20 protein-coding genes are annotated in these 22,035 nt (G+C 61.5%); 11 read left to right on the top strand and 9 right to left on the bottom strand.

The genetic code is table 11. The features are described 5' to 3' along the window. Positions 1–6: 6 nt before the first annotated feature. Positions 7–1,815: a sodium-extruding oxaloacetate decarboxylase subunit alpha gene (oadA, locus tag QQL85_RS24505; RefSeq protein WP_119371888.1), complete on the top strand. Its 1,809-nt coding sequence runs from the start codon at positions 7–9 to the stop codon at positions 1,813–1,815. Between the two features lie 85 nt (positions 1,816–1,900). On the opposite strand, the gene QQL85_RS24500 is transcribed toward oadA, so the two are convergent. The 3 genes from QQL85_RS24500 to QQL85_RS24490 are packed head-to-tail and all read right to left on the bottom strand — an operon-like array spanning position 1,901 to position 3,668. Further along, positions 1,901–2,572 carry a GNAT family N-acetyltransferase gene (locus tag QQL85_RS24500; protein ID WP_284357008.1) on the bottom strand — a complete coding sequence of 224 codons (672 nt, stop codon included), beginning with the start codon at positions 2,570–2,572 and terminating at the stop codon, positions 1,901–1,903. A gap of 7 nt (positions 2,573–2,579) precedes the next feature. After that, positions 2,580–3,026 carry a GNAT family N-acetyltransferase gene (locus QQL85_RS24495; protein ID WP_284357009.1) on the bottom strand — a complete coding sequence of 149 codons (447 nt, stop codon included), beginning with the start codon at positions 3,024–3,026 and terminating at the stop codon, positions 2,580–2,582. Between the two features lie 12 nt (positions 3,027–3,038). Then, positions 3,039–3,668: an FMN-binding negative transcriptional regulator gene (locus tag QQL85_RS24490; protein WP_284357010.1), complete on the bottom strand. Its 630-nt coding sequence runs from the start codon at positions 3,666–3,668 to the stop codon at positions 3,039–3,041. 90 nt (positions 3,669–3,758) lie between these two features. On the opposite strand from QQL85_RS24490, the gene QQL85_RS24485 reads away from it, so the two are divergent. Continuing rightward, positions 3,759–5,288, top strand: coding sequence for a PLP-dependent aminotransferase family protein (locus QQL85_RS24485; protein ID WP_284357011.1), 1,530 nt, complete (start codon positions 3,759–3,761; stop codon positions 5,286–5,288). A gap of 100 nt (positions 5,289–5,388) precedes the next feature. On the opposite strand, the gene QQL85_RS24480 is transcribed toward QQL85_RS24485, so the two are convergent. From QQL85_RS24480 to aspA, 4 genes are all read right to left on the bottom strand, one after another. Then, complete coding sequence (locus tag QQL85_RS24480) at positions 5,389–6,492, bottom strand: polyamine ABC transporter substrate-binding protein (RefSeq protein ID WP_284357012.1); 1,104 nt, start codon at positions 6,490–6,492, stop codon at positions 5,389–5,391. Further along, positions 6,492–7,535, bottom strand: coding sequence for a histone deacetylase family protein (locus QQL85_RS24475; protein WP_284357013.1), 1,044 nt, complete (start codon positions 7,533–7,535; stop codon positions 6,492–6,494). The genes QQL85_RS24480 and QQL85_RS24475 overlap by 1 nt, the downstream gene beginning before the upstream one ends. Positions 7,536–7,667: 132 nt before the next feature. After that, entirely contained in the window at positions 7,668–8,660 is a 993-nt protein-coding gene (locus QQL85_RS24470; protein WP_284357014.1) for an AraC family transcriptional regulator, read from the bottom strand. Between the two features lie 181 nt (positions 8,661–8,841). After that, positions 8,842–10,266: an aspartate ammonia-lyase gene (gene aspA / locus QQL85_RS24465; protein WP_024717848.1), complete on the bottom strand. Its 1,425-nt coding sequence runs from the start codon at positions 10,264–10,266 to the stop codon at positions 8,842–8,844. Between the two features lie 182 nt (positions 10,267–10,448). Here aspA and QQL85_RS24460 point away from each other — a divergent pair, with 182 nt between their 5' ends. The 5 genes from QQL85_RS24460 to QQL85_RS24440 all read left to right on the top strand — a co-directional run bounded on the left by QQL85_RS24460 (position 10,449) and on the right by QQL85_RS24440 (position 14,064). Continuing rightward, a complete protein-coding gene (locus tag QQL85_RS24460; protein ID WP_161751324.1) occupies positions 10,449–11,381 on the top strand; it encodes a LysR substrate-binding domain-containing protein in 933 nt (310 codons plus the stop codon). A 171-nt stretch (positions 11,382–11,552) separates the two neighbouring features. After that, the gene (gene purE, locus QQL85_RS24455) at positions 11,553–12,044 is read left to right on the top strand and encodes a 5-(carboxyamino)imidazole ribonucleotide mutase (protein WP_016489856.1); all 492 of its coding nucleotides are present in this window, start codon (positions 11,553–11,555) and stop codon (positions 12,042–12,044) included. A 10-nt stretch (positions 12,045–12,054) separates the two neighbouring features. Further along, entirely contained in the window at positions 12,055–13,137 is a 1,083-nt protein-coding gene (locus QQL85_RS24450; RefSeq protein WP_284357015.1) for a 5-(carboxyamino)imidazole ribonucleotide synthase, read from the top strand. 99 nt (positions 13,138–13,236) lie between these two features. Beyond that, the gene (locus QQL85_RS24445; RefSeq protein ID WP_010955824.1) at positions 13,237–13,482 is read left to right on the top strand and encodes a GlsB/YeaQ/YmgE family stress response membrane protein; all 246 of its coding nucleotides are present in this window, start codon (positions 13,237–13,239) and stop codon (positions 13,480–13,482) included. Between the two features lie 48 nt (positions 13,483–13,530). After that, positions 13,531–14,064 (top strand): DUF3299 domain-containing protein, encoded by a 534-nt coding sequence (locus QQL85_RS24440; protein ID WP_284357016.1) that lies wholly within the window; start codon positions 13,531–13,533, stop codon positions 14,062–14,064. A 124-nt stretch (positions 14,065–14,188) separates the two neighbouring features. Here QQL85_RS24440 and QQL85_RS24435 read toward each other — a convergent pair whose 3' ends face one another. Both QQL85_RS24435 and QQL85_RS24430 read right to left on the bottom strand, forming a co-directional pair. Then, positions 14,189–15,085 (bottom strand): D-hexose-6-phosphate mutarotase, encoded by an 897-nt coding sequence (locus QQL85_RS24435; RefSeq protein WP_284357017.1) that lies wholly within the window; start codon positions 15,083–15,085, stop codon positions 14,189–14,191. Positions 15,086–15,156: 71 nt separating this feature from the next. Continuing rightward, positions 15,157–15,555 (bottom strand): acyl-CoA thioesterase, encoded by a 399-nt coding sequence (locus tag QQL85_RS24430; protein WP_016712731.1) that lies wholly within the window; start codon positions 15,553–15,555, stop codon positions 15,157–15,159. A 362-nt stretch (positions 15,556–15,917) separates the two neighbouring features. Between QQL85_RS24430 and QQL85_RS24425 the strand changes: the two genes are divergently transcribed. The 4 genes from QQL85_RS24425 (at position 15,918) to QQL85_RS24410 (ending at position 21,917) form a co-directional block, all read left to right on the top strand. After that, the gene (locus QQL85_RS24425) at positions 15,918–17,207 is read left to right on the top strand and encodes an MFS transporter (protein ID WP_284357018.1); all 1,290 of its coding nucleotides are present in this window, start codon (positions 15,918–15,920) and stop codon (positions 17,205–17,207) included. Positions 17,208–17,360: 153 nt separating this feature from the next. Next, a complete protein-coding gene (locus QQL85_RS24420) occupies positions 17,361–19,940 on the top strand; it encodes an S-type pyocin domain-containing protein (RefSeq protein WP_284357019.1) in 2,580 nt (859 codons plus the stop codon). Then, positions 19,937–20,410, top strand: coding sequence for a hypothetical protein (locus QQL85_RS24415; protein ID WP_284357020.1), 474 nt, complete (start codon positions 19,937–19,939; stop codon positions 20,408–20,410). Before QQL85_RS24420 ends, QQL85_RS24415 begins: the two co-directional genes overlap by 4 nt. Next, a complete protein-coding gene (locus QQL85_RS24410) occupies positions 20,400–21,917 on the top strand; it encodes an S-type pyocin domain-containing protein (protein ID WP_284357021.1) in 1,518 nt (505 codons plus the stop codon). Before QQL85_RS24415 ends, QQL85_RS24410 begins: the two co-directional genes overlap by 11 nt. Positions 21,918–22,035 lie beyond the last annotated feature (118 nt).

The following is a 22,035-nucleotide window of genomic DNA, read 5'->3' as shown; positions in this document are numbered from 1 at the left end:
CCCATAATGTCCAAGAAAATTCACGTAACCGACACGATCCTGCGCGACGCCCACCAGTCCTTGCTGGCTACCCGCATGCGTACCGAAGACATGCTGCCGATCTGCGACAAGCTCGACAAAGTCGGCTACTGGTCGCTGGAAGTCTGGGGCGGCGCCACCTTCGATGCCTGTGTGCGCTTCCTGAAAGAAGACCCGTGGGAGCGCCTGCGCAAGCTGCGCGCGGCCCTGCCTAACACCCGCCTGCAAATGCTGCTGCGTGGCCAGAACCTGCTGGGCTACCGCCACTACAGCGACGACGTGGTCAAGGCCTTCGTGGCCAAGGCGGCAGTCAACGGTATCGACGTGTTCCGTATCTTCGATGCCATGAACGACGTGCGTAACCTGCGCGTGGCCATCGAAGCGGTCAAGGCCGCTGGCAAACACGCCCAGGGCACCATCGCCTACACCGTCAGCCCCGTGCACACCATCGACGCCTTTGTAGCCCAGGCCAAACAAATGGAAGCCATGGGTTGCGACTCGATCGCGATCAAGGACATGGCCGGCCTGCTGACGCCGTTCGCTACCGGCGAGCTGGTCAGGGCACTGAAGGCCGAGCAATCGCTGCCGGTGTTCATCCACTCTCACGACACTGCCGGCCTGGCCGCCATGTGCCAGCTCAAGGCCGTGGAAAACGGTGCCGACCACATCGACACCGCTATCTCCAGCTTCGCCTGGGGCACCAGCCACCCAGGTACCGAGTCGATGGTTGCCGCACTCAAGGGCAGCGAATTCGACACTGGCCTGGACCTGGAGCTGCTGCAGGAAATTGGCCTGTACTTCTACGCCGTACGTAAGAAGTACCACCAGTTTGAAAGCGAATTCACCGCCGTGGACACCCGCGTGCAGGTCAACCAGGTGCCGGGCGGCATGATTTCCAACCTGGCCAACCAGCTGAAAGAGCAGGGCGCTCTTAACCGCATGAATGAGGTGCTGGCCGAGATCCCGCGTGTACGTGAAGACCTTGGCTTCCCGCCGCTGGTGACGCCGACCTCGCAGATCGTTGGCACCCAGGCGTTCTTCAACGTGCTGGCCGGCGAGCGCTACAAGACCATCACCAACGAGGTGAAACTGTACCTGCAAGGCGGTTACGGCAAGGCCCCGGGCGTGGTCAACGAGCAGCTGCGCCGTCAGGCGATCGGCAGCGAAGAAGTGATCGACGTGCGCCCGGCCGACCTGCTCAAGCCGGAGATGGCCAAGCTGCGTGCCGACATCGGCGCCCTGGCACGCTGTGAAGAAGACGTGCTCACCTTCGCCATGTTCCCGGACATTGGTCGCAAGTTCCTCGAAGAGCGCGAAGCTGGCACCCTGACCCCAGAAGCCCTGTTGCCGATTCCAGAAGCCGGCGCTGTTTCCGCGCCAGGTGGTGAAGGCGTGCCGACCGAGTTCGTCATCGACGTGCACGGCGAAACCTACCGCGTCGACATCACCGGCGTGGGCGTGAAGGCCGAAGGCAAGCGTCACTTCTACCTGTCGATCGACGGCATGCCGGAAGAAGTGGTGTTCGAACCACTGAACGAGTTCGTTGGCGGCGGCGGCAGCAAACGCAAGCAAGCCACCGACCCAGGCCACGTCAGCACCACCATGCCAGGCAACATCGTCGATGTGCTGGTCAAGGAAGGTGACATGGTCAAGGCCGGCCAGGCCGTGCTGATCACCGAAGCCATGAAGATGGAAACCGAAGTGCAGGCGGCCATCGCCGGCAAGGTCGTCGCCATTCATGTGGCCAAGGGCGACCGTGTAACACCGGGTGAAATCCTGATCGAGATCGAAGGTTGATTTAAGCCTTCATCTACAAGCGGTTTACCTCTGGGGAGCGGATGCTCCCCTTTTTTTGTGCTGAACCTGATGGCCCATGCTGGATTCAGCCTTTGCGGCATGCCTCAAGTGTCTGCACCTGCCCACTCGGCTGCTGGTTTTTCTCTCCCAGCCACCGCTCGAACCCGGCAGCCACCGCCGGCCACTCATCATCGGTAATCGAATACCAGGCCGTATCGCGGTTATGGTCCTTCACCACCAGGTGCTTGCGGAACACCCCTTCGTAGGTGAAGCCAAACCGCTCCGCCGCACGCTTGGAGCGGGCGTTGGCGTTGTTGCACTTCCACTCCAGCCGGCGGTTGCCCAGCTCGAAGCCCAGCTTGCCCAGCAGGTACACCGCCTCGGTGCCTTTGGGCGTGCGCTGCATGGCGGCACCGAAGGCGATGTGGCCGATTTCGATGCGGCCGTGGTCGGGCACGATCGACATCAGGCTGAGAATACCCTGGGCCTGGCCACTGGGGCGGTCAATGACGGTGTAGAACAGCGGGTCGCGGCCTGCGGCGTTGCCCTCCAGCCAACGGTCGAAGGCGGCACGCTCGGTGAATGGACCATAGGGCAGGTAGTCCCACAGCACCGGGTCGGATGCCGGGCCTTGCAGCACGTCCCAAAGATCGTCGCCATGGCGCGCCGGGTCGAGCTTTTCCAGGCGGATGAAACGGCCTTCAATGGGCTCGGCCTGTGGCGTTGCGGCGGGTTTCCAGTTCAATGCGTCTGTCATGGTCGGCCTACAAGCCTTTGCGGAATTGGATGAAGCCTGAGCGCTCGGCAACCTGCTGATACAGGCTGATGGCGGTGGCATTGGTCTCGTGGGTCAGCCAGTGCACCTTGATGCAGTTGTCGGCCTTGGCTGTGGTGTAGACGTACTCGATAAGCTGGCGACCAACGCCCAAGCCACGTTGCGAACTGTCCACATAAAGGTCCTGCAGGTAGCACGAGTTCTCGATGCTCCAGTTGGAACGATGGTAGATGAAGTTGACCATCCCCACCGCCTTGCCATCGACCCAGGCCAGTGCCGAATGGGTCGGCTCACTCGGGTCGAGCAGGCGCTGCCAGGTGTTCAGGCTGACTTCATCGGCCAACTCGGTTTCATAGAAGTGCAGGTAGGCCTGCCACAGGGCGAGCCAGGCGGCATGGTCTTGGGCGCTGACGGGGCGCAGGGTAACGCTGGGCATGGGGCTATTCCTTCACAGTTGGCGCATGTGCGCCGCGAGTTGGTTGTCCAGGTGATCGGGGCTGGCGCTCAGGCCTTCGCGCACGCCGGCGATGTCTTGCTCGGAGCGGTTCTGGCTGAGCTTGCGCGCACCTTGCAGGCGGGCGATGGGCAGGCGGATACCGACGATGGCGCGGAGCATGCCGTCGAGGTAGTCAGCGGGGGCGTCGGTGACGCTCCACGGTTCGTTGCGGCCTTGTTCATGGCGCTCGGTCAGGCGGCTGACGATAGTCAGCAGCGTTGCTGCGTCGTGGATCACCTCGGCCGGGCCATAGGCGTGTACGGCGAGGTAGTTCCAGGTTGGCACGACCTTGGGGTTATCGGCTTTGCTTGGGTAGTAGCCGGGGCTGACATAGGCATCGGCGCCGGGGAAGACCAGCAGGGCTTCACCCCCTTGTGCCAGGTCCTGCCATTGACGGTTGGCCCGTGCCAGGTGCGCATAGACGGTGCCGAACTCGCCTTCGCCAGTATCGACCAGCACCGGCAGGTGTGTGGCCAGCAGGCCTTGTTCGCCTTGGCTGACCAGCACGGCCAGGCGGGTGTCGAGCATGTGCTGGTGCAGGCGGCCGAGGTCGTGTTCCTGGTGGGGTTTGCTGTTGTACATGCTCGGTTTCCTTGTGCAATGGGGCCATCCTAGGCAGGCTATTGGTTCTGGGTAAGAGCCATTACTGCCTGATTTCATAGGTCCAATACCATGAGTGATAGCCCCCTCGTTTTGCCTTTCGACCCTTCCGGGATCGCCCTGGATCGCCGCCGCGGGCTCAGCCAGCAGCTGTACCAGGCGCTGCGTGCTCGGGTGCTGGACGGGCGCTTGAGCAGCGGTACCCGGCTGCCGGCCACCCGAGAGTTGGCCACCATGCTGGTGCTGTCGCGCAACAGCGTGGTGCGTGCCTACGACCAGTTGTACGCCGAGGGCTACATCGAAAGCCGGGTGGGCGATGGCACCTATGTCAGCCGGCTACCGAAACTATCCACACAAGTATCCACAGGGTTATCCCATGGGTTATCAACAGGTTTATCCACATTTTCGCCAAGGGATACTGAGGATTTATCCAGCAACCGACGTTCCAGCGAAGCTTTGCAGCGGCTGAAAACCCACCACTTGCCGCCGCCAAGGAACGGTCAGCCGCGTGCTTTTCGCGTCGGTATTCCAGCATTCGACCTGTTCCCATTTGACGTCTGGGCCAAGCTGCAGGCGGGTTTCTGGCGTAATCCGAGCCCCGCTCAACTAGGTTATGGCGACCCGGCGGGCGAGCCGATGCTGCGCGAATTGATCGCTGCCTACTTGCGTCGCTCGCGTGGGCTGAGTTGCATGGCTGAACAAATTGTGATCACCAGTGGCGCGCAGCAGGCCATCAGCCTTTGTGCACAGTTGCTGTTGCAGCCGGGCGATGCGGTGGCTGTGGAAAACCCTGGCTATCGGGCAGCCGGTCATGCCTTCGCGCTGACGGGTGGCCGGGTGTTTGGCGTACCGGTGGATGAAGAGGGGATGGACTGCGGCCGGCTCGGCCAGTTGGAGGACTGCCGGCTGGCCTATGTAACGCCTGCTCACCAGTACCCGACCGGGGTGACCATGAGCCTGGCGCGCCGCCTGGAATTGCTGGCATGGGCTGAGCGTAACGATGGCTGGATCATCGAGGACGACTACGACGGTGAGTACCGATACAGCGGCGCGCCATTGGCCCCGCTTGCAGCACTCGACCAGCACGGGCGGGTGCTGTATGTCGGCACCTTCGGCAAGATTGCCTTCCCGGCGCTGCGCCTAGGTTACCTGGTGCTGCCGCCGCCGCTGGCCCAGGCGTTCAGCCAGGCCAAGGCACTGGCGGTACGGCATTCAGAGGTCAGCAGCCAGTGCGTGATGGCCGAGTTCATGGCTCGGGGGCACTTTCAGCGGCACATCCGGCGCATGCGCAAGGCGGCGCTGAGTCGACGCAATGTGCTCAAGGCCGGCTGGCCTGTGGATGTTCCAGGGTTGGGCGGTATGCCGGCAGTGGCCGCCGGGCTGCATGTGAAGGTTGATGTGGATAACTTTGCGCGGGAGCAGGAACTCGTGGCCAAGGCTGAAGCAGTGGGTGTAGAGGTGACGCCGCTGAGCAATTTCTGGTTGGCGGACAGCGAGGTGCCTGTGGATAAGCGAGCGGGGCTGGTGCTGGGGTTTGCTGCGGTGCCGGAAGGGGAGATTGCCGAGGCGCTTATGAAATTGCGCAAGGTCTGGAAAAAGTGAATGGGGCCGCGTTGCGGCCCTTCGCGGGCATGCCCGCTCCCACAGAGCCCGGGTGTCATGCGATCAATGTGGGAGCGGGTGTGCCCGCGAAGCAGGCGACTCAGGTGCCGGACTTGATCCGCGTCCAGGCCCGGGTCCTGGCCCGCTCTGCATCCCGCGCCAGGGGCTTCAGGGTATACAGCTTGGCCATCGCCTCTGCCGTCGGGTACAGGTTGGGGTTGTTGCGAATCGTCGGGTTCACCTTGTCGGTCGCATCCTTGTTCGGGTTCGGGTAACCGACAAAGTCGCTGATCGGCGCGATCACTTCAGGCCGCAGCAGGTAATTGATGAACGTATGGGCGTCTTCCGGATTGGCTGCGTTCTTCGGAATCGACAGCATGTCGAACCAGATCGGTGCACCCTCCTTGGGCAGTCGCATGTCCACCACTACGCCATTTTTCGCTTCACGGGCGCGGTTGGCGGCCTGGGAGAAACTGCCGGAATACCCCACCGCCACGCAGATGTCGCCGTTGGCGATGTCTGCCATGTACTTCGAGGAGTGGAAGTAGGTGATGTATGGGCGAATCTTCAGCAGCAAGGCCTCGGCCTTCTTGTAGTCATCCGGCTTGCCGCTGTTGGGGTCCAGGCCCAGGTACTTCAGGGCCAGTGGCAGGATCTCGGAAGGCGAGTCGAGCAGGGCGACGCCGCACTGCTTGAGCTTGGCGATGTTCTCTTCCTTGAAGATCAGGTCCCAGCTGTCCACCGGCGCATTGTCGCCGAGCGCAGCCTTGACCTTGGCCGGGTTGAAGCCGATCAACACGGTGCCGTACATATACGGAACGGCAAACTTGTTGCCCGGGTCGTTGGCCTCGATCAGCTTCATCAGCGCCGGGTCCAGGTGTTGCCAGTTCGGCAGCTTGCTGCGGTCTAGCGGCTGGAACACCCCGGCTTCGATCTGCTTGGCGAGGAACACGTTGGACGGCACGACCACGTCATAGCCAGAGTTGCCGGTGAGCAGCTTGGCCTCCAGCGCCTCGTTGGTGTCGAAGATGTCGTAGATCAGCTTGACCCCGCTGTCTTTCTGGAAGTCGGTCAAGGTCTGCGGGGTGATGTAATCGAACCAGTTATACACACGCAGGGTGCGCTGCTCGGCTTGAGCGTGCAGGGCACCGGAGAACAGGGTGGCAGCGATGAACGGGGCGAGCAGGCGCTTGAGTCGGACCATTACCGGGCTCCTGGCAGGGCGCGCTGGAAGCCTTCCAGCACATTGACCGCGTTGATACCGATTTCTTCCACAGCGTAGCCGCCTTCCATCACGAACAGGGTCGGCTTACCGAGCTGGCCGATGCGCATGCCCATTTCCAGGTAGTCCGGGCTGTCCAGCTTGAACTGCGAGATCGGGTCGTCCTTGAAGGTGTCCACACCCAGGGAGATCACCAGTACGTCGGCGTCGTAGCAGGCGATGCGCTGGCAGGCGTCTTCCAGGGCTGCGCTCCAGGCTTTCCAGTCGCTGCCGGCCGGTAACGGGTAGTTGATGTTGCACCCCTCACCGGCACCCTCGCCGGTTTCGTCGGCATAGCCGAGGAAGAACGGGAATTCATCCTGCGGGTCGCCATGGATCGAGGCGAAGAACACGTCATTGCGGTTATAGAAGATGTCCTGGGTACCGTTGCCGTGGTGGTAGTCGACGTCGAGTATGGCGACCTTGCGCTTGCCTTGGTCAAGGAAGGCCTGGGCGGCGATGGCGGCGTTGTTCAGGTAGCAATAACCGCCCATGACTTCGCCGGCGGCGTGGTGCCCTGGTGGGCGGCACAGGGCAAAGGCCGAATGGGCGCCTTGCTGAATTGCCGCTTGGGCAGTGAGGGCGACCTGGGCGGCGCTGTAGGCGGCCTGCCAGGTACCGGCGGTGATCGGCGCGCCGGCATCGAAGCTGTAGTAGCCCAACTCGCCATGCAGGCCGGTGGGTTTTACCTGGCGCAAGGTGCGAGCAGGCCAGGTGAACGGCAGCAGGTCGCCTTCCTGGCCCAGTGCGGCCCAGCGCGCCCAGGCACCTTCGAAGAAGTCGAGATAGTCGGCGCTGTGGATGCGCAGCAACGGCGCGCGGCCGAAGTCGGTAGGGCCCTGGATGTCGCCGAGGTTGCGCTTTTTCACCTGATCGAGCACATGGTCGGCGCGCGAAGGCATTTCGAAGCAGGGCATCAGCTTGCCGTCGATCAGCTCGCAGCGGCCGTGGTGCAGGCGGTGGTCATCGGAATAGATCGTCAGCATTGTTGTTCTCCGGTGGGTACTGGCGTGGGTCCATTGTCATGGGTGGGTCAGTAGTGGAGAACGACGCAAACGGCCAAAAGGGGATCGATGTGGCCAAAGCTGTTGGCTTGCCGGCGATAGGGCCGGAACAGGTCAACCGCGAAAGTGGCTGGGCGCCACACCGCTCCAGCGCTGAAACGCATGGCGGAAACTGGCCGTCTCGCTGAACCCCAGCGTCTCGGCAATCTGGTAGATCGGCATCTGCTCATCGGCCAGCAACTGCTTGGCCCGTTCGAACCTGAGCTCATCCAGCAGCTGTTGATAACTGCTGCCCAACGCCTGCAAATGCCGGCGCAGGGTGCGCGACGAGCAGTTCATCTGCCGTGCCAGGCCTTCCAGCCCAGGGGCTGCATCCAGTTGCTGCGCCAGTAGCTGACGAATCCGCCCCAGCCAAGCCTGGCGCCCCGTGAACTCAAGGTTCAGGCGCCGGCAGCGTTCGCTCATGGCTTTGTGGGTAATCGGGTCGGCCAGCGGCAGCGGCGTATCCAGCCATCGCCGTTCGAAGGCAAAGGCATTGTCCTCGGCGGCGAAACCGATCGGGCATTGAAATGCATCGGCATAAAGCGCGTGATAACCGGGGCGAGGGTGTTCGAAGCGGGCACCAAGCAGCGGCAAGGGGCGGCCAAGCAGGTCGTCGCAGATGACTCTCAGCGACACCAGGCAGAACTCGGCGTTGAATGCGTTCAGCGCCGGGCTGTCGTGATAGTCGCTGGCGCTGAGCCAGACGCGTTGGCCGTCGTCGAGCAAGTTCAGCTTGAAGACTGTTCCCAGCAGTGCCGGGTACTGCAACGCCAGGCGCAAGGCGTCACCCAAAGTGGCACTGGAGAGCAATGCGTAACCGAGCATGCCGTAGCACGACACATGCATGCGCCGGCCCAGCTCCAGGCCGATGTCTTCGCGCCGGGCCACGGCGTTGGCGCACACCTGCAGTTCCTGCTGGGTGGTGATGCGTGCATCGGCGTGCCCCAGGTCTGCCGGGCCGATGCCGCTGCCGGCCAGCAATGCCGAAGCCTCGCAACCGTCTGCCTGGAAGACGTTGAGGATCAGCGAAACTGCGTTCAGAGTGGTCAGGTGACTGTGCAGCATGCTGGGTAATCCCGTGGGGCTGGGACGCATTATGGAGCAAGTTGTGTGCCGATATCCGAGGGCCGCAAAGCGGCCCCAAAATCCAGCAGGCAAAAAAAAGGCCCGAAGCAATCGCTCGGGCCTTGAAAGGTTGAGAGGTGTCTAGTCCCTTAACCTGGTGAGACAGTTTGCAGCAGCCTGGTTACGCCTTCAGCGGCACCAGACGTGGAGCGATCATGTTTTCCGGACGCAGGATGTCGTTGAGCATCTCTTCGTCCAGCAGCTTCTCTTCGCGCACCAGTTCCAGTACGCCGCGGCCCGTTTCCAGGGCAACGCGGGCGATACGGGTGGCGTTTTCGTAGCCGATGTACGGGTTCAGGGCGGTGACCAGGCCGATCGAGTGCTCGACCAGTTCACGGCAGCGCTGTTCGTTGGCAGTGATGCCGACGATGCAGTGCTCGCGCAGCATGTCCATGGCGCGTTGCAGCAGGCGGATCGAGTCGAAGATCTTGTAGGCGATCAGCGGTTCCATCACGTTCAACTGCAGCTGGCCACCTTCGGCGGCGACAGTCAGGGCCAGGTCGTTGCCCATGATGGCGAAGGCGACTTGGTTGACGGCTTCCGGGATAACCGGGTTGACCTTGCCTGGCATGATCGAGCTGCCTGGCTGACGCGCTGGCAGGTTGATCTCGTTGATGCCGGTGCGCGGGCCGCTGGACAGCAGGCGCAGGTCGTTGCAGATCTTCGACAGCTTGACGGCGGTGCGCTTGAGCATGCCGGAGAACAGCACGAAGGCACCCATGTCGGAGGTGGCTTCGATCAGGTCGGCAGCCGGTACCAGCGGCTGGCCGCTGATGATTGCCAGGCGCTGTACAGCGAGCATCTGGTAGCCTGGGTCGGCGTTGATGCCGGTACCGATGGCAGTACCACCCAGGTTGATTTCGGTCAGCAGCTCAGGCGCCAGCGAACGCAGACGGTTGAGGTCTTCGGTCATGGTGGTGGCGAAGGCGCGGAATTCCTGGCCCAGGGTCATCGGCACGGCGTCCTGCAGCTGGGTACGGCCCATCTTCAGTACATGGTCGAATTCTTTACCCTTGGCAGCGAAGGCCTGGATCAGGCTGTCGAGGCTGGCCAGCAGCGCGTCGTGACCCAGCAGCAGGCCCAGACGGATAGCGGTCGGGTAGGCGTCGTTGGTCGACTGCGCCATGTTCACATCGTTGTTCGGGTGCAGGTACTGGTACTCACCCTTCTGGTGGCCCATGGCCTCCAGCGCGATGTTGGCGATGACTTCGTTGGCGTTCATGTTGGTGGAAGTACCAGCACCGCCTTGAATCATGTCCACCACGAACTGCTCGTGGTAGTCGCCCTTGATCAGTCGTGCGCAGGCTGCGCTGATCGCGGCGTGCTTGGCATCGCTCAAGTGCCCCAGCTCACGGTTGGCGTCAGCAGCTGCCTGCTTGACCATCGCCAGGCCGACTACCAGTTTCGGGTAGTGCGACAGCGGAACGCCGGAGAGGTGGAAGTTGTTGGCAGCGCGCAGGGTCTGGATGCCGTAGTAGGCATCAGCAGGAACTTCAAGGGTACCCAACAGATCTTTTTCGACGCGGAACGATGCAGCGGAGGACATGATGTATATCATCTCGATTTTGACCCGGCACATGCCGGAATGGCGCCAATCCTAGGCCTGAAGGTGATTTTGCGGCCAATGCTGTTGCACGCTAACCTATGCACAAACGGCATAGTGTTTCATGTGACGCCAATTGACATTCGAGCGTGTTCCATTTTGGTGCATGCCGGGAGATGTGCTTCGTGAACCTTGAAAGCAAATGGCTGGAAGATTTCAGCGCACTGGCCGCCACCCGCAGTTTTTCCCAGGCGGCAGAGCGGCGTTTCGTCACCCAACCGGCCTTCAGCCGGCGCATTCGCAGCCTTGAAGCGGCGTTGGGGCTGCAACTGGTGAACCGTTCCCGCACACCGATCGAGCTGACCGAGGCCGGTCAACTGTTTCTCGTCACGGCGCGTACTGTTGTCGACCAGTTGAGCGAAATTCTCCGCCATTTGCATCATCTTGAGGGCGGTCAGGGTGAGGTGGTGCAGGTGGCTGCGGCGCACTCGCTGGCGTCGGGCTTTTTCCCCCGTTGGGTGGCCCAGTTGCGCAACGACGGTTTGAACATCGCCACCCGCCTGGTTGCGACTAACGTCGGGGATGCCGTGCATGCATTACGCGAAGGCGGCTGCGATCTGATGTTGGCGTTCTATGACCCGGACGCGGCCCTGCAGATGGATGCCGAGATCTTCCCGTCGTTGCACATGGGCACCACCGAAATGCTGCCGGTGTGTGCCGTGGATGCCGAAGGCAAGCCGTTGTTCGACCTGGAAGGCGAGGGCAGCGTGCCGCTGCTGGCCTATACCGCAGGCGCGTTCCTGGGGCGCTCGGTCAATTTGCTGCTGCGCCAGCGTAACCTGCGCTATACCACCGTCTATGAAACCGCCATGGCCGACAGTCTCAAGAGCATGGCGCTGGAAGGCATGGGCATCGCCTGGGTGCCGCGCCTGTCGATGCGCGGCGAGCTGGAACGGGGCGAACTGGCCATCTGCGGCGGCAGCCAGTGGCATGTGCCGCTGGAGATCCGCCTGTACCGCTGCGCCCTGGTTCGCAAGGCCAACGTACGGCTGTTGTGGCGCAAGCTGGAAGGTGCGGCCGCGGTTGACCCAAAAGTCAGCCAAAGCCCCGAAAAATAAGGGGCGACAGTTGGTCGCCGGGGTGCCTTAAACGCACCACCTTACGGTATACTGCGCGGCCTTTCGACCGGATGCGTCCGGTCCTGATCAGCAAACAAGCCACGCCGGTCGTCCCGCGTGGCTTGTTGTTTTTTGACGCGCCCAAGGGCGCACAAGCGAAGAGGCTCGACGATGAGTGCACTGGTTGGCGTGATCATGGGCTCCAAGTCCGATTGGTCCACCCTTAGCCACACCGCCGATATGCTGGAAAAACTCGGCATTCCCTACGAAGTGAAGGTGGTTTCCGCCCACCGCACCCCGGATCTGCTGTTCCAGTATGCCGAAGAGGCCGAAGGCCGTGGCATCGAGGTGATCATCGCCGGTGCCGGCGGCGCAGCCCACCTGCCAGGCATGTGCGCCGCCAAGACCCACCTGCCGGTGCTGGGCGTGCCGGTGCAGTCGTCGATGCTGTCGGGCGTCGATTCGCTGCTGTCGATCGTGCAGATGCCAGCCGGTGTACCGGTTGCCACCCTGGCCATCGGCCGTGCCGGTGCGATCAACGCTGCACTGCTGTCGGCCAGCATCCTGGGCGCCAAATACCCGCAGTATCACGCGGCGCTCAAGCAGTTCCGCACGGAACAGACCGACACCGTGCTGGACAACCCAGACCCGCGCCAGGCTTGAGGCTCAACCCATGAAGATTGGTGTAATCGGTGGCGGCCAGCTGGGCCGCATGCTGGCCTTGGCGGGAACCCCGCTGGGCATGAACTTCGCCTTCCTCGACCCGGCACCGGACGCCTGCGCCGCGCCGTTGGGCGAGCACCTGCGTGCCGACTACGGCGACCAGGACCACCTGCGTCAGCTGGCCGACGAAGTCGACCTGGTCACCTTTGAGTTCGAAAGCGTCCCGGCCGAGACCGTGGCCTTCCTCTCGCAATTCGTGCCGGTCTACCCAAGCGCCGAAGCGCTGCGCATCGCCCGTGACCGCCTGTTCGAAAAAAGCATGTTCCGCGACCTGGGTATCCCGACCCCGGCCTTCGCCGACATCCTCTCGCAGGCAGACCTGGACGCCGCAGTGGCCAGCATTGGCCTGCCGGCGGTGCTGAAAACCCGCACCCTGGGTTACGACGGCAAAGGCCAGAAGGTGCTGCGCACGCCAGAAGACGTGGTAGGCACCTTCGCTGAGCTGGGCAGCGTGCCGTGCCTGTTGGAAGGCTTTGTGCCGTTCACCGGTGAAGTGTCGCTGGTGGCCGTGCGTGCCCGTGATGGCGAAACCCGCTTCTATCCGCTGGTGCACAACACCCACGAAAGCGGCATCCTGCGCCTGTCGGTGGCCAGTCAGACGCACCCGCTGCAGGCCCTGGCCGAAGACTATGTTGGCCGCGTGCTGCAGAAGCTGGACTATGTAGGCGTGATGGCCTTCGAGTTCTTCGAAGTCGACGGTGGCCTGAAGGCCAACGAAATCGCCCCACGTGTGCACAACTCCGGGCACTGGACCATCGAAGGCGCCGAGTGCAGCCAGTTCGAGAACCACCTGCGTGCCGTCGCCGGCCTGCCGCTGGGCTCGACGGCCAAGGTGGGCGAGAGCGCGATGCTCAACTTCATCGGTGAAGTGCCGGCTGTGGACAAGGTTGTCGCCATCGGCGACTGCCACCTGCACCACTACGGCAAGGCCTTCAAGGTAGGCCGCAAGGTTGGCCACGCCACCCTGCGCTGCCATGACATGGCTACCCTCGAGCGCAAAATTGCCGAAGTAGAAGCCCTGATCAGCAACTGATCGAACTTCTGTCACCGGCTTGCCCTCTGAAAATGGCAACAAGCCAAAGCGCTGTCTAGGCTTTGGCTTGTTCCATCTTCGAACCGCAGAGGGATTGCCATGGGCATCATTGGAACCATCTTCATCGGCCTCATCGTCGGCCTGCTGGCCCGCTTCATCAAGCCGGGCGACGACAGCATGGGCTGGATCATGACCATCCTGCTGGGTATTGCCGGCTCCTTACTGGCCACCTATGGCGGCCAGGCACTGGGTATTTACCAGGCCGGGCAGGCGGCGGGCTTCTTTGGCGCGCTGGTCGGTGCCGTGGTCCTTCTGGTGATCTACGGATTCATCAAGAAACGCTGAATAGTGGTTAGAATGCCCGGCAATTCATCCGAGTTGCCGAGCATTTCCATGCGTGCCTTTTTCCTTGTCCCCCTGCTGTTGGCCAGCGCCCTGGCCCATGCCGAACTGCCTGAAACCGACTGGCTGGAGCTGATGCCCAAGTCGGATCAGAAGGCGCTTGAGCAAATGCCCGAAATCGACCACAACTCGCCGGAAGCCATGGGTACCTTTACCGACAAGGGCGGCCTGAAGCAGAGCAAGGGCTTGCCGGCGGTGATGTACTCGACCAAGACCGTGGCGGGCATGAACGGCAAGGACATTCGCCTGGGCGGTTACCCGGTGCCGCTGGAAAGTGATGCCAAGGGCAACAGCACGCTGTTCTTCCTGGTGCCTTACCCTGGGGCGTGCATCCATGTACCACCACCGCCGCCTAACCAGCTGGTGCTGGTGCGCTACCCGAAAGGGTTGAAGATCGATGACATCTACACACCGCTGTGGGTCAGCGGCACGTTGAAGGTGGAGAAGGTCAGCAATGACCTGGCCGATGCGGCCTATGCGCTGGATGCGGGGAAGGTGAGGGTGGTGGAAGACGCCGACCTTTGATTGCTTGTACCGGCCTCATCGCCGGCAAGCCAGCTCCCACAGGAATTACACAGGGTTCAAGACCTGTGGCGGACCTGTGGAAGCTGGCTTGCCGGCGATGAGGCCAGATCAGGCAACAAGCCTGTTAGATCATTTCACAACCAATCCTGACCCCAAGCGAACTGCTGGCCCCTGGCTCCAGCTCCACCAGGTCATCCCAAACATTCGCCGTCTCGATGCACAGCATCCGCTGCCAGCCATCGTCAGCCATGTCCGGCAGCTCCTTGGCCCGCTCGGTCCACGGGTTCCAGATCACCGCCGAGCGCGAACCACTGCTGGTCAAGGTAATCCGCCGGTTCCAGTGCGGGTCGACAATGCTCAGCGTCTGCGGGGTATCGAGGTAGATCCGGTCCGTCTCCCCGGCAAACGCCAGCGGCCCTTGCTGCTGGCGCTGTTCCCAGTCAGCCAGGGTCTCGACATAGCCCAGCCCCTCGACCCCTTCGACCCGTGCCTGTCGTACATCGCTGACCGCGAAGTAACTGTGCAGCGCCTGGCTGATGGTAACCGGGGTATTGCCCATGTTGCGGCTGGTAAGCCTCAGCTTCAGCTCGTCACCCAGCTCCACCACCAGCTTCAGCTCGACGTCATGGGGCCAGCCGGGCAGGTCGCCCTGCGCCTCAGGCAGCTCGAACTCGATACGCAGGCCGTCGCCTGCTTCCTCGATGCCCAGCAACTGCCAGTCACGTGAGCGCGCCAGCCCGTGAGCAGGCGCCTGTTCACCGTGGTACATGGCCTGCACGGCCTGGGGGTTGCGCTGCAGGTTGCCGAACCATGGCCAGCACACCGGCACCCCTGCGCGAACCGACTTGCCCTGGCGGAAGATGGCCTGGTCGCTCAGCCACAGCAGCGGCGGCTCGCCGACCCGCTGGTAGCTGAGGATCTGTGCGCCCTGCTGGGCGACCAGGAGTTCGGCGCGTTCGCTGCTGATTCGCCAGCAGTTCAGTTCGCCATGTTGCTCGGTTACGACCTGGTAGGTAGCCATTGCATTCATCTCATTGATTGCCAGTGGGCCTTGGACCCGGGCACATGCAATGAGTTTACCGCCGGCGTGGCTCAGCGACGAGGCACGGAGCGGGTGCGGCCACTGCCGTCGATGGCGACGAAGACGAATACCGCTTCGGTGACCTTGCGCCATTCGCTGGACAGCGGGTCATCGCTCCACACTTCGACCATCATCCGGATCGAGCTGCGGCCGATCTCCAGGGTCTGGGTATAGAACGACAGCTGCGCGCCCACCGCGACCGGTACCAGAAAGGCCATGCGGTCGATGGCGACGGTTGCCACGCGGCCACCGGCGACCCGGCTGGCCATGGCAGTGCCGGCCAGGTCCATCTGGGCAACCAGCCAGCCGCCGAAGATGTCGCCAAAGCCGTTGGTCTCGCGCGGCAATGCGGTGATCTGCAAGGCCAGGTCGCCTTGTGGGATTGGATCTTCTTGTTCGAGCTCAATCATGCGATGGGGCCTCTGACCCGTGACGCTTTTCGTTGGTGTGGCGCAAAGGCCGGGTAAACGATTCAGCTGGAAACATACTACGCCGATTTCGTTTCACTGGGCGGCCGTAGGGAAACTCTGCGAAACCGTCTGACAATACTGACCGGCGTTTTCGCACAACATCCCACGTTAGGGGCAACCTTTTCCTACGAATTGCCAGTATATAGAGCATAACGGTCAGCGACGACCGCGCATTCATGAATATGTATAGGGATTTTGTATCGCTTTCAGCGCAGCTCGGCTATTTGCTATCTTCGCTTGTCCCCTAATCCAGAAGCCGCGTGCCAAGCGGCCTGCATGCCCTACAAAGAGAACAACGAGCGATGACTTCCGTGCCCAGCAGTATCGAGCAGCCCTCGCGGCCGCTGACCCGCAGTGACTACAAGACCCTCTCACTGTCCGCCCTGGGCGGCGCGCTGGAGTTCTACGACTTCATCATCTTCGTGTTCTTCGCCACGGTGGTGGGCAAGCTGTTCTTCCCGGCCGACATGCCCGAGTGGCTGCGCCTGATGCAAACCTTCGGCATCTTCGCCGCTGGCTACCTGGCGCGGCCGCTGGGCGGCATCATCATGGCCCACTTCGGTGACCTGCTCGGGCGCAAGAAGATGTTCACCCTGAGCATCTTCATGATGGCCCTGCCAACCCTGATCATGGGCCTGCTGCCCACTTATGCCCAGATCGGCATGTGGGCGCCGATCCTGCTGCTGCTGATGCGTGTGATACAGGGCGCGGCAATCGGTGGCGAGGTCCCGGGCGCCTGGGTGTTCGTGTCCGAACATGTGCCTGCGCGCAACACCGGCTACGCCTGCGGCACCCTGACCGCGGGCCTGACGGCGGGCATTTTGCTGGGCTCGCTGGTGGCGACCCTGATCAACAGCGTGTACAGCGCCGAAGAAGTGGCCGATTACGCCTGGCGGATTCCGTTCCTGCTCGGCGGTGTGTTCGGCCTGTTCTCGGTGTACCTGCGCCGCTGGCTGCACGAAACCCCGGTATTCGCCGAGATGCAGCAACGCAAGGCGTTGGCCGAGGAATTGCCGCTGCGCGCGGTGCTGCGTGACCACCGGGGCCCGATCATCCTGTCGATGCTGCTGACCTGGATGCTGTCCGCCGGCATCGTGGTGGTCATCCTGATGACCCCCGCGCTGCTGCAGAGCTTCTACCACATCACCCCGATCGACTCGCTCAAGGCCAACAGCATGGCCATCGTGCTGCTCAGCTTCGGCTGCATCGGTGCCGGCAGCCTGGCCGACCGCTTTGGAGCGGGCCGGGTGTTCGTGATCGGTAGTCTGTTGCTGCTGGCCAGTTCCTGGACCTTCTACCACAGCCTGCCGACCCGGCCCGAGCTGCTGTTCCCGCTGTATGCGCTGACCGGCCTGTGCGTGGGGGTGATTGGCGCGGTGCCCTATGTGATGGTCAAGGCGTTCCCGGCGGCGGTGCGTTTCAGCGGGCTGTCGTTCTCGTACAACGTGGCCTACGCGATCTTTGGCGGGTTGACGCCGATGGTGGTGACAGCACTGCTCAAGGTCAGCCCGATGGCGCCGGCCTACTATGTGGCGGGGTTGTGTGCCGTGGGTCTGGCTGTCGGCCTGTACCTGCTCGCCAACAAACGTTGAAACGGTTAACGCAGACCCCAGATGCCTGAACGCTTTTATGGCCGCATCCTGCTCGTAACATGCTGAAAGAAGTGAACAAGGACAGAGGAATATGTAACGCAGTCCCCGACTGCTAGATCGTCAGCGTGAGCCATACAGAGAAGGAGAATCTGTATGGCTCAAAACACACTTCATGACAGTTCCACGGGTGATGTCGTTATCACCCCAGGCTCCTCTGGCTCCAGTAGCGGCGGGGGCGGCTTTTTCAGCATTGGTGGCGGTGGTGGCTTCGGTGGTGGCTTTGGCGGTTCCAGCCGTCGCCGCCGGAAGAAGCGTGCCAGAGCGCGGGCTGCTGCCCTGGCACAAGCCCGCGCAGAGGAACAGGCGCGCCAAGCGGCAGCCGCACGGGCTCATGCCGAAATGCTGGCTGCATTACACCGACAGCAAGTGGAGGCTCATAGCCAGGCACGTGAAGATCGGCGCGTGCAACTTGATGCGCATTTCGCTGGCCAGGCACAAGGCTTGGCACAGGCGCTACAGCAAGAGATCAACGCAGCGCGCAAACGCCCGGAATACGACGGCAGTGAGCGTTGGCAGCTTTATCAGATCACCAAAGCGCAAAACGAAACCCAAGGGCTTATAGCCGCCAAGCAGCTTGAGTTGGCGAGTCGGCAGGCGTTGGCCGGGGCATTTGCTGGCCATGATGCTGATGCAGGTACATACACCGCCCGACTGGCCGGGCTGGCGACCGCGCAACAAATGCAGCAACTGCATCAGGGCTGGGAAACAGCGTATGTAGCGGCCTCAGAGGCTCGTTTGCTGCAGGAGGCAATTGCCCAGCTGTCGCAGCGTTCAGCCGAGCTGGCCGTAGAGCATGCCCAACAGGAACAGCTCTGGCGCGCCAGGGAGGCGGAATGGGAGCGTCAGCGGCAATACGCTGAGCTGCGCGAATCCAGAATTCGCTACAAGCAGCAGGTGGACGAAGACCGGCGCCTTGTTCGATTGAAGGAGGCCGCCACGCTGACCGTGCCAGTAGCGGCTGCGTCCGCTGGGGGTGTGCTGCTTGGCCAGGCAGGGGCGCAGGTTGCGGCTGAGCTGGCAACGGCTATCGAGCAGGCGATAGCCAGTGCGGCCAAGGAAGTGCTGAGGGTTGCAGCCATTCGCCTTGGTCAGGCGGTCGGTCTCTCGACTACCGCCATGTTGTACTCGCCGGAGCTGGGTAATGGCGAGTTGACCGAAGCCCAGCGTCGGCGGCACTTCGAAGGTTTGGGGGTGCGTGCAGACCTGTTGGGCATTGCGCCAGGGCAGGATCTGCAAGCCATAGCTGATGCGGGTGGTACAGCCCACTTAAGTCAGCGTATCAAAGTTGAGCATATACCGGGTGGCAGTGCGATAGCGGTGGCCGCCACAGGCGCCGGAATCGCACCCGAAGTCCGGGTCAGGAATGCCGTCTACGACCCCGTCACCGATACCTACCGCGTCGAGGCAGAGACGCCGGACAGTAAAACCATCGTTCTGGGTAACGCTACCGCGGTGCCTGGAAGCCCGTCCAACGGCCGGATGCTCGCGCTTGAGCCACAAGCTGCAGAGATTGGCGCTGGCGTTGACCTTCGCTTCGATGACTGCATCGTCTGTATCCCAGGTCAGCTGCCTCAGTACTTTTCATTCGTAGTTTCTCCGGCGGGTACTGGTGTTGTCAGCGGTAATGGCCAGGTGGCTGGCGCTGACTGGTGGCCCGGGAAAGGCGCTGCGGCTGGCGTAGCAATGCCGGCGCAGGTTGGTAACCAGCTACGCGGCCGCTCGTTCACCGGCATACCGGCTTTCGAAAGTGCGGTATGGCGGGCCATTGCGGCGGAGCAGGGGTTGCTCGATCAGTTCGATGAGGTGAATCAGCGTCGAATCATCAGGGGCTTTCCACCCGTGGCCCCGCGAGCAAGTTGGAGCGGCGCGCGACACGAGTTTGAGCTTCGTCATGTTGGAGCTGCTGATGTTGGCTCGGGGCTGTACAACCTTGATCAGCTAAGGATCCACACACCAGCGGACACTCAAGGCGTGTCGGCAGTGGTCCTGCCGTTCAAGCCGTGGTTCGCCGCCAGTCTGGCCCTTGAGTTCGATGCCGGCACTGTTCAGGGCCAGCCATCACGCACCTGGACGCCATTGGCGGCCCCAGGCGCGGAGCTGCTCGGCCCGACACCCTTGCCGGAGGGGCCGTTACTGCCGGGCATTCTGCCAGGCGATACCTTGGATCCTGTGGGGCCAAGTCTTGAAATACTTCCTGGCGAGAATCTGGACGAGACAGGAGCCATAATTCCTGGGTTTGGTGGAGATGATGAATTACCCGAACCAGGTTTAGTCAACAATGAACCGGCGGTTGAGAATGAAACGGGTAAGGCTGGTGAGTTGGGGCGTAGGAGTATAAAGGATGATATGGATGTTGATCACATACCCTCTCAAGCAGCGTTAAGGTGGTGGTTCGAGGAGATTGCTCCGGAATTGTCGTCTCATGAGATCCGCGCCCTTCTGAGGCAGGCCCCTGCTGTCATCATACCTGAAAATGTGCATCGAAATTACAGTGAAACCTTTAGGGGGCGTAACACCAGAGCGAAACAACAGAAGGATGCTACCGACCTGTTTGCGGCAATTGAAAATAATGTTGAGGCGCTTAGGCCAGGGCTTCTCCCTGGGCGGGCTGAGGGCATAAAAACGGAACTCACGCTATTGCTCAAAAATTTTGTTGAAAAGGTGAAGCCATGAACGAAATCTTAGGTGTCGAGGGTTGGTTGAAATGCTTAGGAAAAACTCACCGTGCATTGCTCGATATAGGGCTGGATCCTAAGCTTCGATTTATAAAGCTTTTTTATGGAGATATAAAAATTTATCTTGAACCAGCACCTGGAATTAGTTTCGTTTTTGATGCGGAAACCAAGGTTTTACTAGCTGTGACTATTACGATAATTAGGCGAGTCGAACGTGAACCAGAGTTTGGCGGTTACCTGCCACAGCCCTATAATTGTTCGGATAAGGTGTCTGTCCGAGCTGCTTGGGGAAATCCAATCAAATCACGAGAAAAGTTGGTGTTGCCACCGCCCATAGGCGAAACGGGTGGTTGGGATATGTACTCCCTGTCTTCAGTGGGCTTTGAAGAATTTGAGCTGATATATTCATACACTACGGATTTCATCGTGTCTGGATTCGTCTTGAAGGTTAGAAACGATGAAGCTTGAAAGCCGACTGCAAGATTACGACGAGCAAAGTTTCTTGTCGCTAGTTACTACTATATGGAACGTTGAGAGCCAGAAATCTGAGCACAACGCGCTCATCAATCATTTTGATCAGATAGTTGGCCACCCCGCCGGCAGCGACCTTCTGTTCTACTCAAATGCCGAGGCCGTCGGCGCTATAAACTCGCCAGAGCATATCGTTGCAACAATCAAATCGTGGCACCAGAGAAATGGCCTTTCGGCCTTCAAGGGGCAGCATCCACAGTCGCCAAGAGCGCTTCGAAGCATGGCGAGCGAACAGCGTGCCAGCCAGTCCTCCACCCGCAATCTGGAGAAAGTGCGCAAGTTGGTGGCGCAGGTCCATGCCGCCGAGCAGCAGGCAACGCTGCAGCTTGCTGCACTTGAGCAACAGCTGGCCATTGACCCCGTGGCCAGCACGCCGGAACAGCAACTGGCTGCCAGCCTTGCTACGCTGCGGGCTCTGGAATCCATTCAGCACCTGGCTGCGCAGGCAGTATTTCAACTTGAGCGGTTGCAAATGTCGGTCAAGTTCGCACTCGACGGTGCCGTGCGCGATGCCACCAGTCCCTTCCTTGACGCAGCGATTCAGGCCGTAACGCTGCAAGAAATCAATGCAGGTAGCCAGCGTCATGCTGCGGCCTTGACCATGGCGCAAGGGCGTCATTCCGTTTTGTACGCTCGCGGTGTGACACTGATCGAAAGCCTGGAAGCATGTATTGCCCAATTGGCCAAAGCCACTGGGGCTGGCCCAGGCCATGGGCCTTTGACGTTGACAGCGGCTGCTGATGCCTCAAGCCTGCACCCGGCATTGCTGACGTCGCAGGGCGTGAGCCGTGACGTTGCCCAACTGCAACACCATCTGATCAAGACCCTGCGCTCGGCGGTAGCAGAGCTGGAGTGGCAGGCGACCTCCGTGCAAGGTGAGCACGCCGGTACATATGCGGATTTAATCGAGTTTGTGCAGGGAACTCCAAGCGATGACCCGCGCTTCGGGCTGACGGTGCCGCTTGCTGAAATACTCGACGACGATCGGCAGGATTGGGCCGATCTTGCCGCTGAGCAGGCAGAGGTGGATCTGCCCATGCGTCTGTGCTCCATGGTGCGCGGTGCCCGCTCCGGCAGCACCAAAGGTGTCAAACCCTTTACCCGTTACTGCCATGTGCTGATGACTTCGACGCAGGGCGCCATCGTGCCCTCGCGCGTGCGGGTGCGGGAAGCGGGTTGGGATGCCGGTCGGCAGGCTTTCGTATTCACTAGCGAGAGCGGGGGGCCTGTGACCGTCCTGTGGCAGAAGGGCAGCGCGCCCTATGCGCCGATAGACATCTTCCGGCCGCCGAGCATTAGCTATCTGCACATGCCCAATGTGCCTATCATAGAGCGCTTCACGGATCTGACACAGGTTCAATTCGATGACTACATCGTGGTGTTTCCGCCGCAGGCTGGGCTGGCACCGCTGTATGTCATGTTCAGGGATCGGCGCGAGCTTTAGCGCCGTCAGTTTCCCAGCAAGATAACGTCAGGCCATCCCGGACAACCGGTGATGGCCTTTCATCCAATTGTCACATTCAAGTCATATCGTGTTCATGCGGCCTGCCGATACTTGGGCC

Source organism: Pseudomonas putida, from assembly GCF_030159595.1.
GTDB lineage: Bacteria > Pseudomonadota > Gammaproteobacteria > Pseudomonadales > Pseudomonadaceae > Aquipseudomonas > Aquipseudomonas putida_AC.
Note: the sequence above shows the minus strand (reverse complement) of the source record. Positions and strands in the feature narration are given on the sequence as shown.

Coding starts and splice junctions, on each gene's coding strand:
- QQL85_RS24480 (WP_284357012.1), bottom strand. CDS start 6,492: ATGGTCCGACTCAAGCGCCTGCTCGCCCCGTTCATCGCTGCCACCCTG.
- QQL85_RS24410 (WP_284357021.1), top strand. CDS start 20,400: ATGAAGCTTGAAAGCCGACTGCAAGATTACGACGAGCAAAGTTTCTTG.
- QQL85_RS24445 (WP_010955824.1), top strand. CDS start 13,237: ATGGGCATCATTGGAACCATCTTCATCGGCCTCATCGTCGGCCTGCTG.
- QQL85_RS24470 (WP_284357014.1), bottom strand. CDS start 8,660: ATGCTGCACAGTCACCTGACCACTCTGAACGCAGTTTCGCTGATCCTC.
- QQL85_RS24450 (WP_284357015.1), top strand. CDS start 12,055: ATGAAGATTGGTGTAATCGGTGGCGGCCAGCTGGGCCGCATGCTGGCC.
- aspA (WP_024717848.1), bottom strand. CDS start 10,266: ATGTCCTCCGCTGCATCGTTCCGCGTCGAAAAAGATCTGTTGGGTACC.
- QQL85_RS24430 (WP_016712731.1), bottom strand. CDS start 15,555: ATGATTGAGCTCGAACAAGAAGATCCAATCCCACAAGGCGACCTGGCC.
- QQL85_RS24495 (WP_284357009.1), bottom strand. CDS start 3,026: ATGCCCAGCGTTACCCTGCGCCCCGTCAGCGCCCAAGACCATGCCGCC.
- QQL85_RS24425 (WP_284357018.1), top strand. CDS start 15,918: ATGACTTCCGTGCCCAGCAGTATCGAGCAGCCCTCGCGGCCGCTGACC.
- QQL85_RS24440 (WP_284357016.1), top strand. CDS start 13,531: ATGCGTGCCTTTTTCCTTGTCCCCCTGCTGTTGGCCAGCGCCCTGGCC.
- QQL85_RS24475 (WP_284357013.1), bottom strand. CDS start 7,535: ATGCTGACGATCTATTCCGATGACCACCGCCTGCACCACGGCCGCTGC.
- QQL85_RS24500 (WP_284357008.1), bottom strand. CDS start 2,572: ATGACAGACGCATTGAACTGGAAACCCGCCGCAACGCCACAGGCCGAG.
- QQL85_RS24415 (WP_284357020.1), top strand. CDS start 19,937: ATGAACGAAATCTTAGGTGTCGAGGGTTGGTTGAAATGCTTAGGAAAA.
- QQL85_RS24490 (WP_284357010.1), bottom strand. CDS start 3,668: ATGTACAACAGCAAACCCCACCAGGAACACGACCTCGGCCGCCTGCAC.
- QQL85_RS24420 (WP_284357019.1), top strand. CDS start 17,361: ATGGCTCAAAACACACTTCATGACAGTTCCACGGGTGATGTCGTTATC.
- purE (WP_016489856.1), top strand. CDS start 11,553: ATGAGTGCACTGGTTGGCGTGATCATGGGCTCCAAGTCCGATTGGTCC.
- QQL85_RS24435 (WP_284357017.1), bottom strand. CDS start 15,085: ATGGCTACCTACCAGGTCGTAACCGAGCAACATGGCGAACTGAACTGC.
- QQL85_RS24485 (WP_284357011.1), top strand. CDS start 3,759: ATGAGTGATAGCCCCCTCGTTTTGCCTTTCGACCCTTCCGGGATCGCC.
- oadA (WP_119371888.1), top strand. CDS start 7: ATGTCCAAGAAAATTCACGTAACCGACACGATCCTGCGCGACGCCCAC.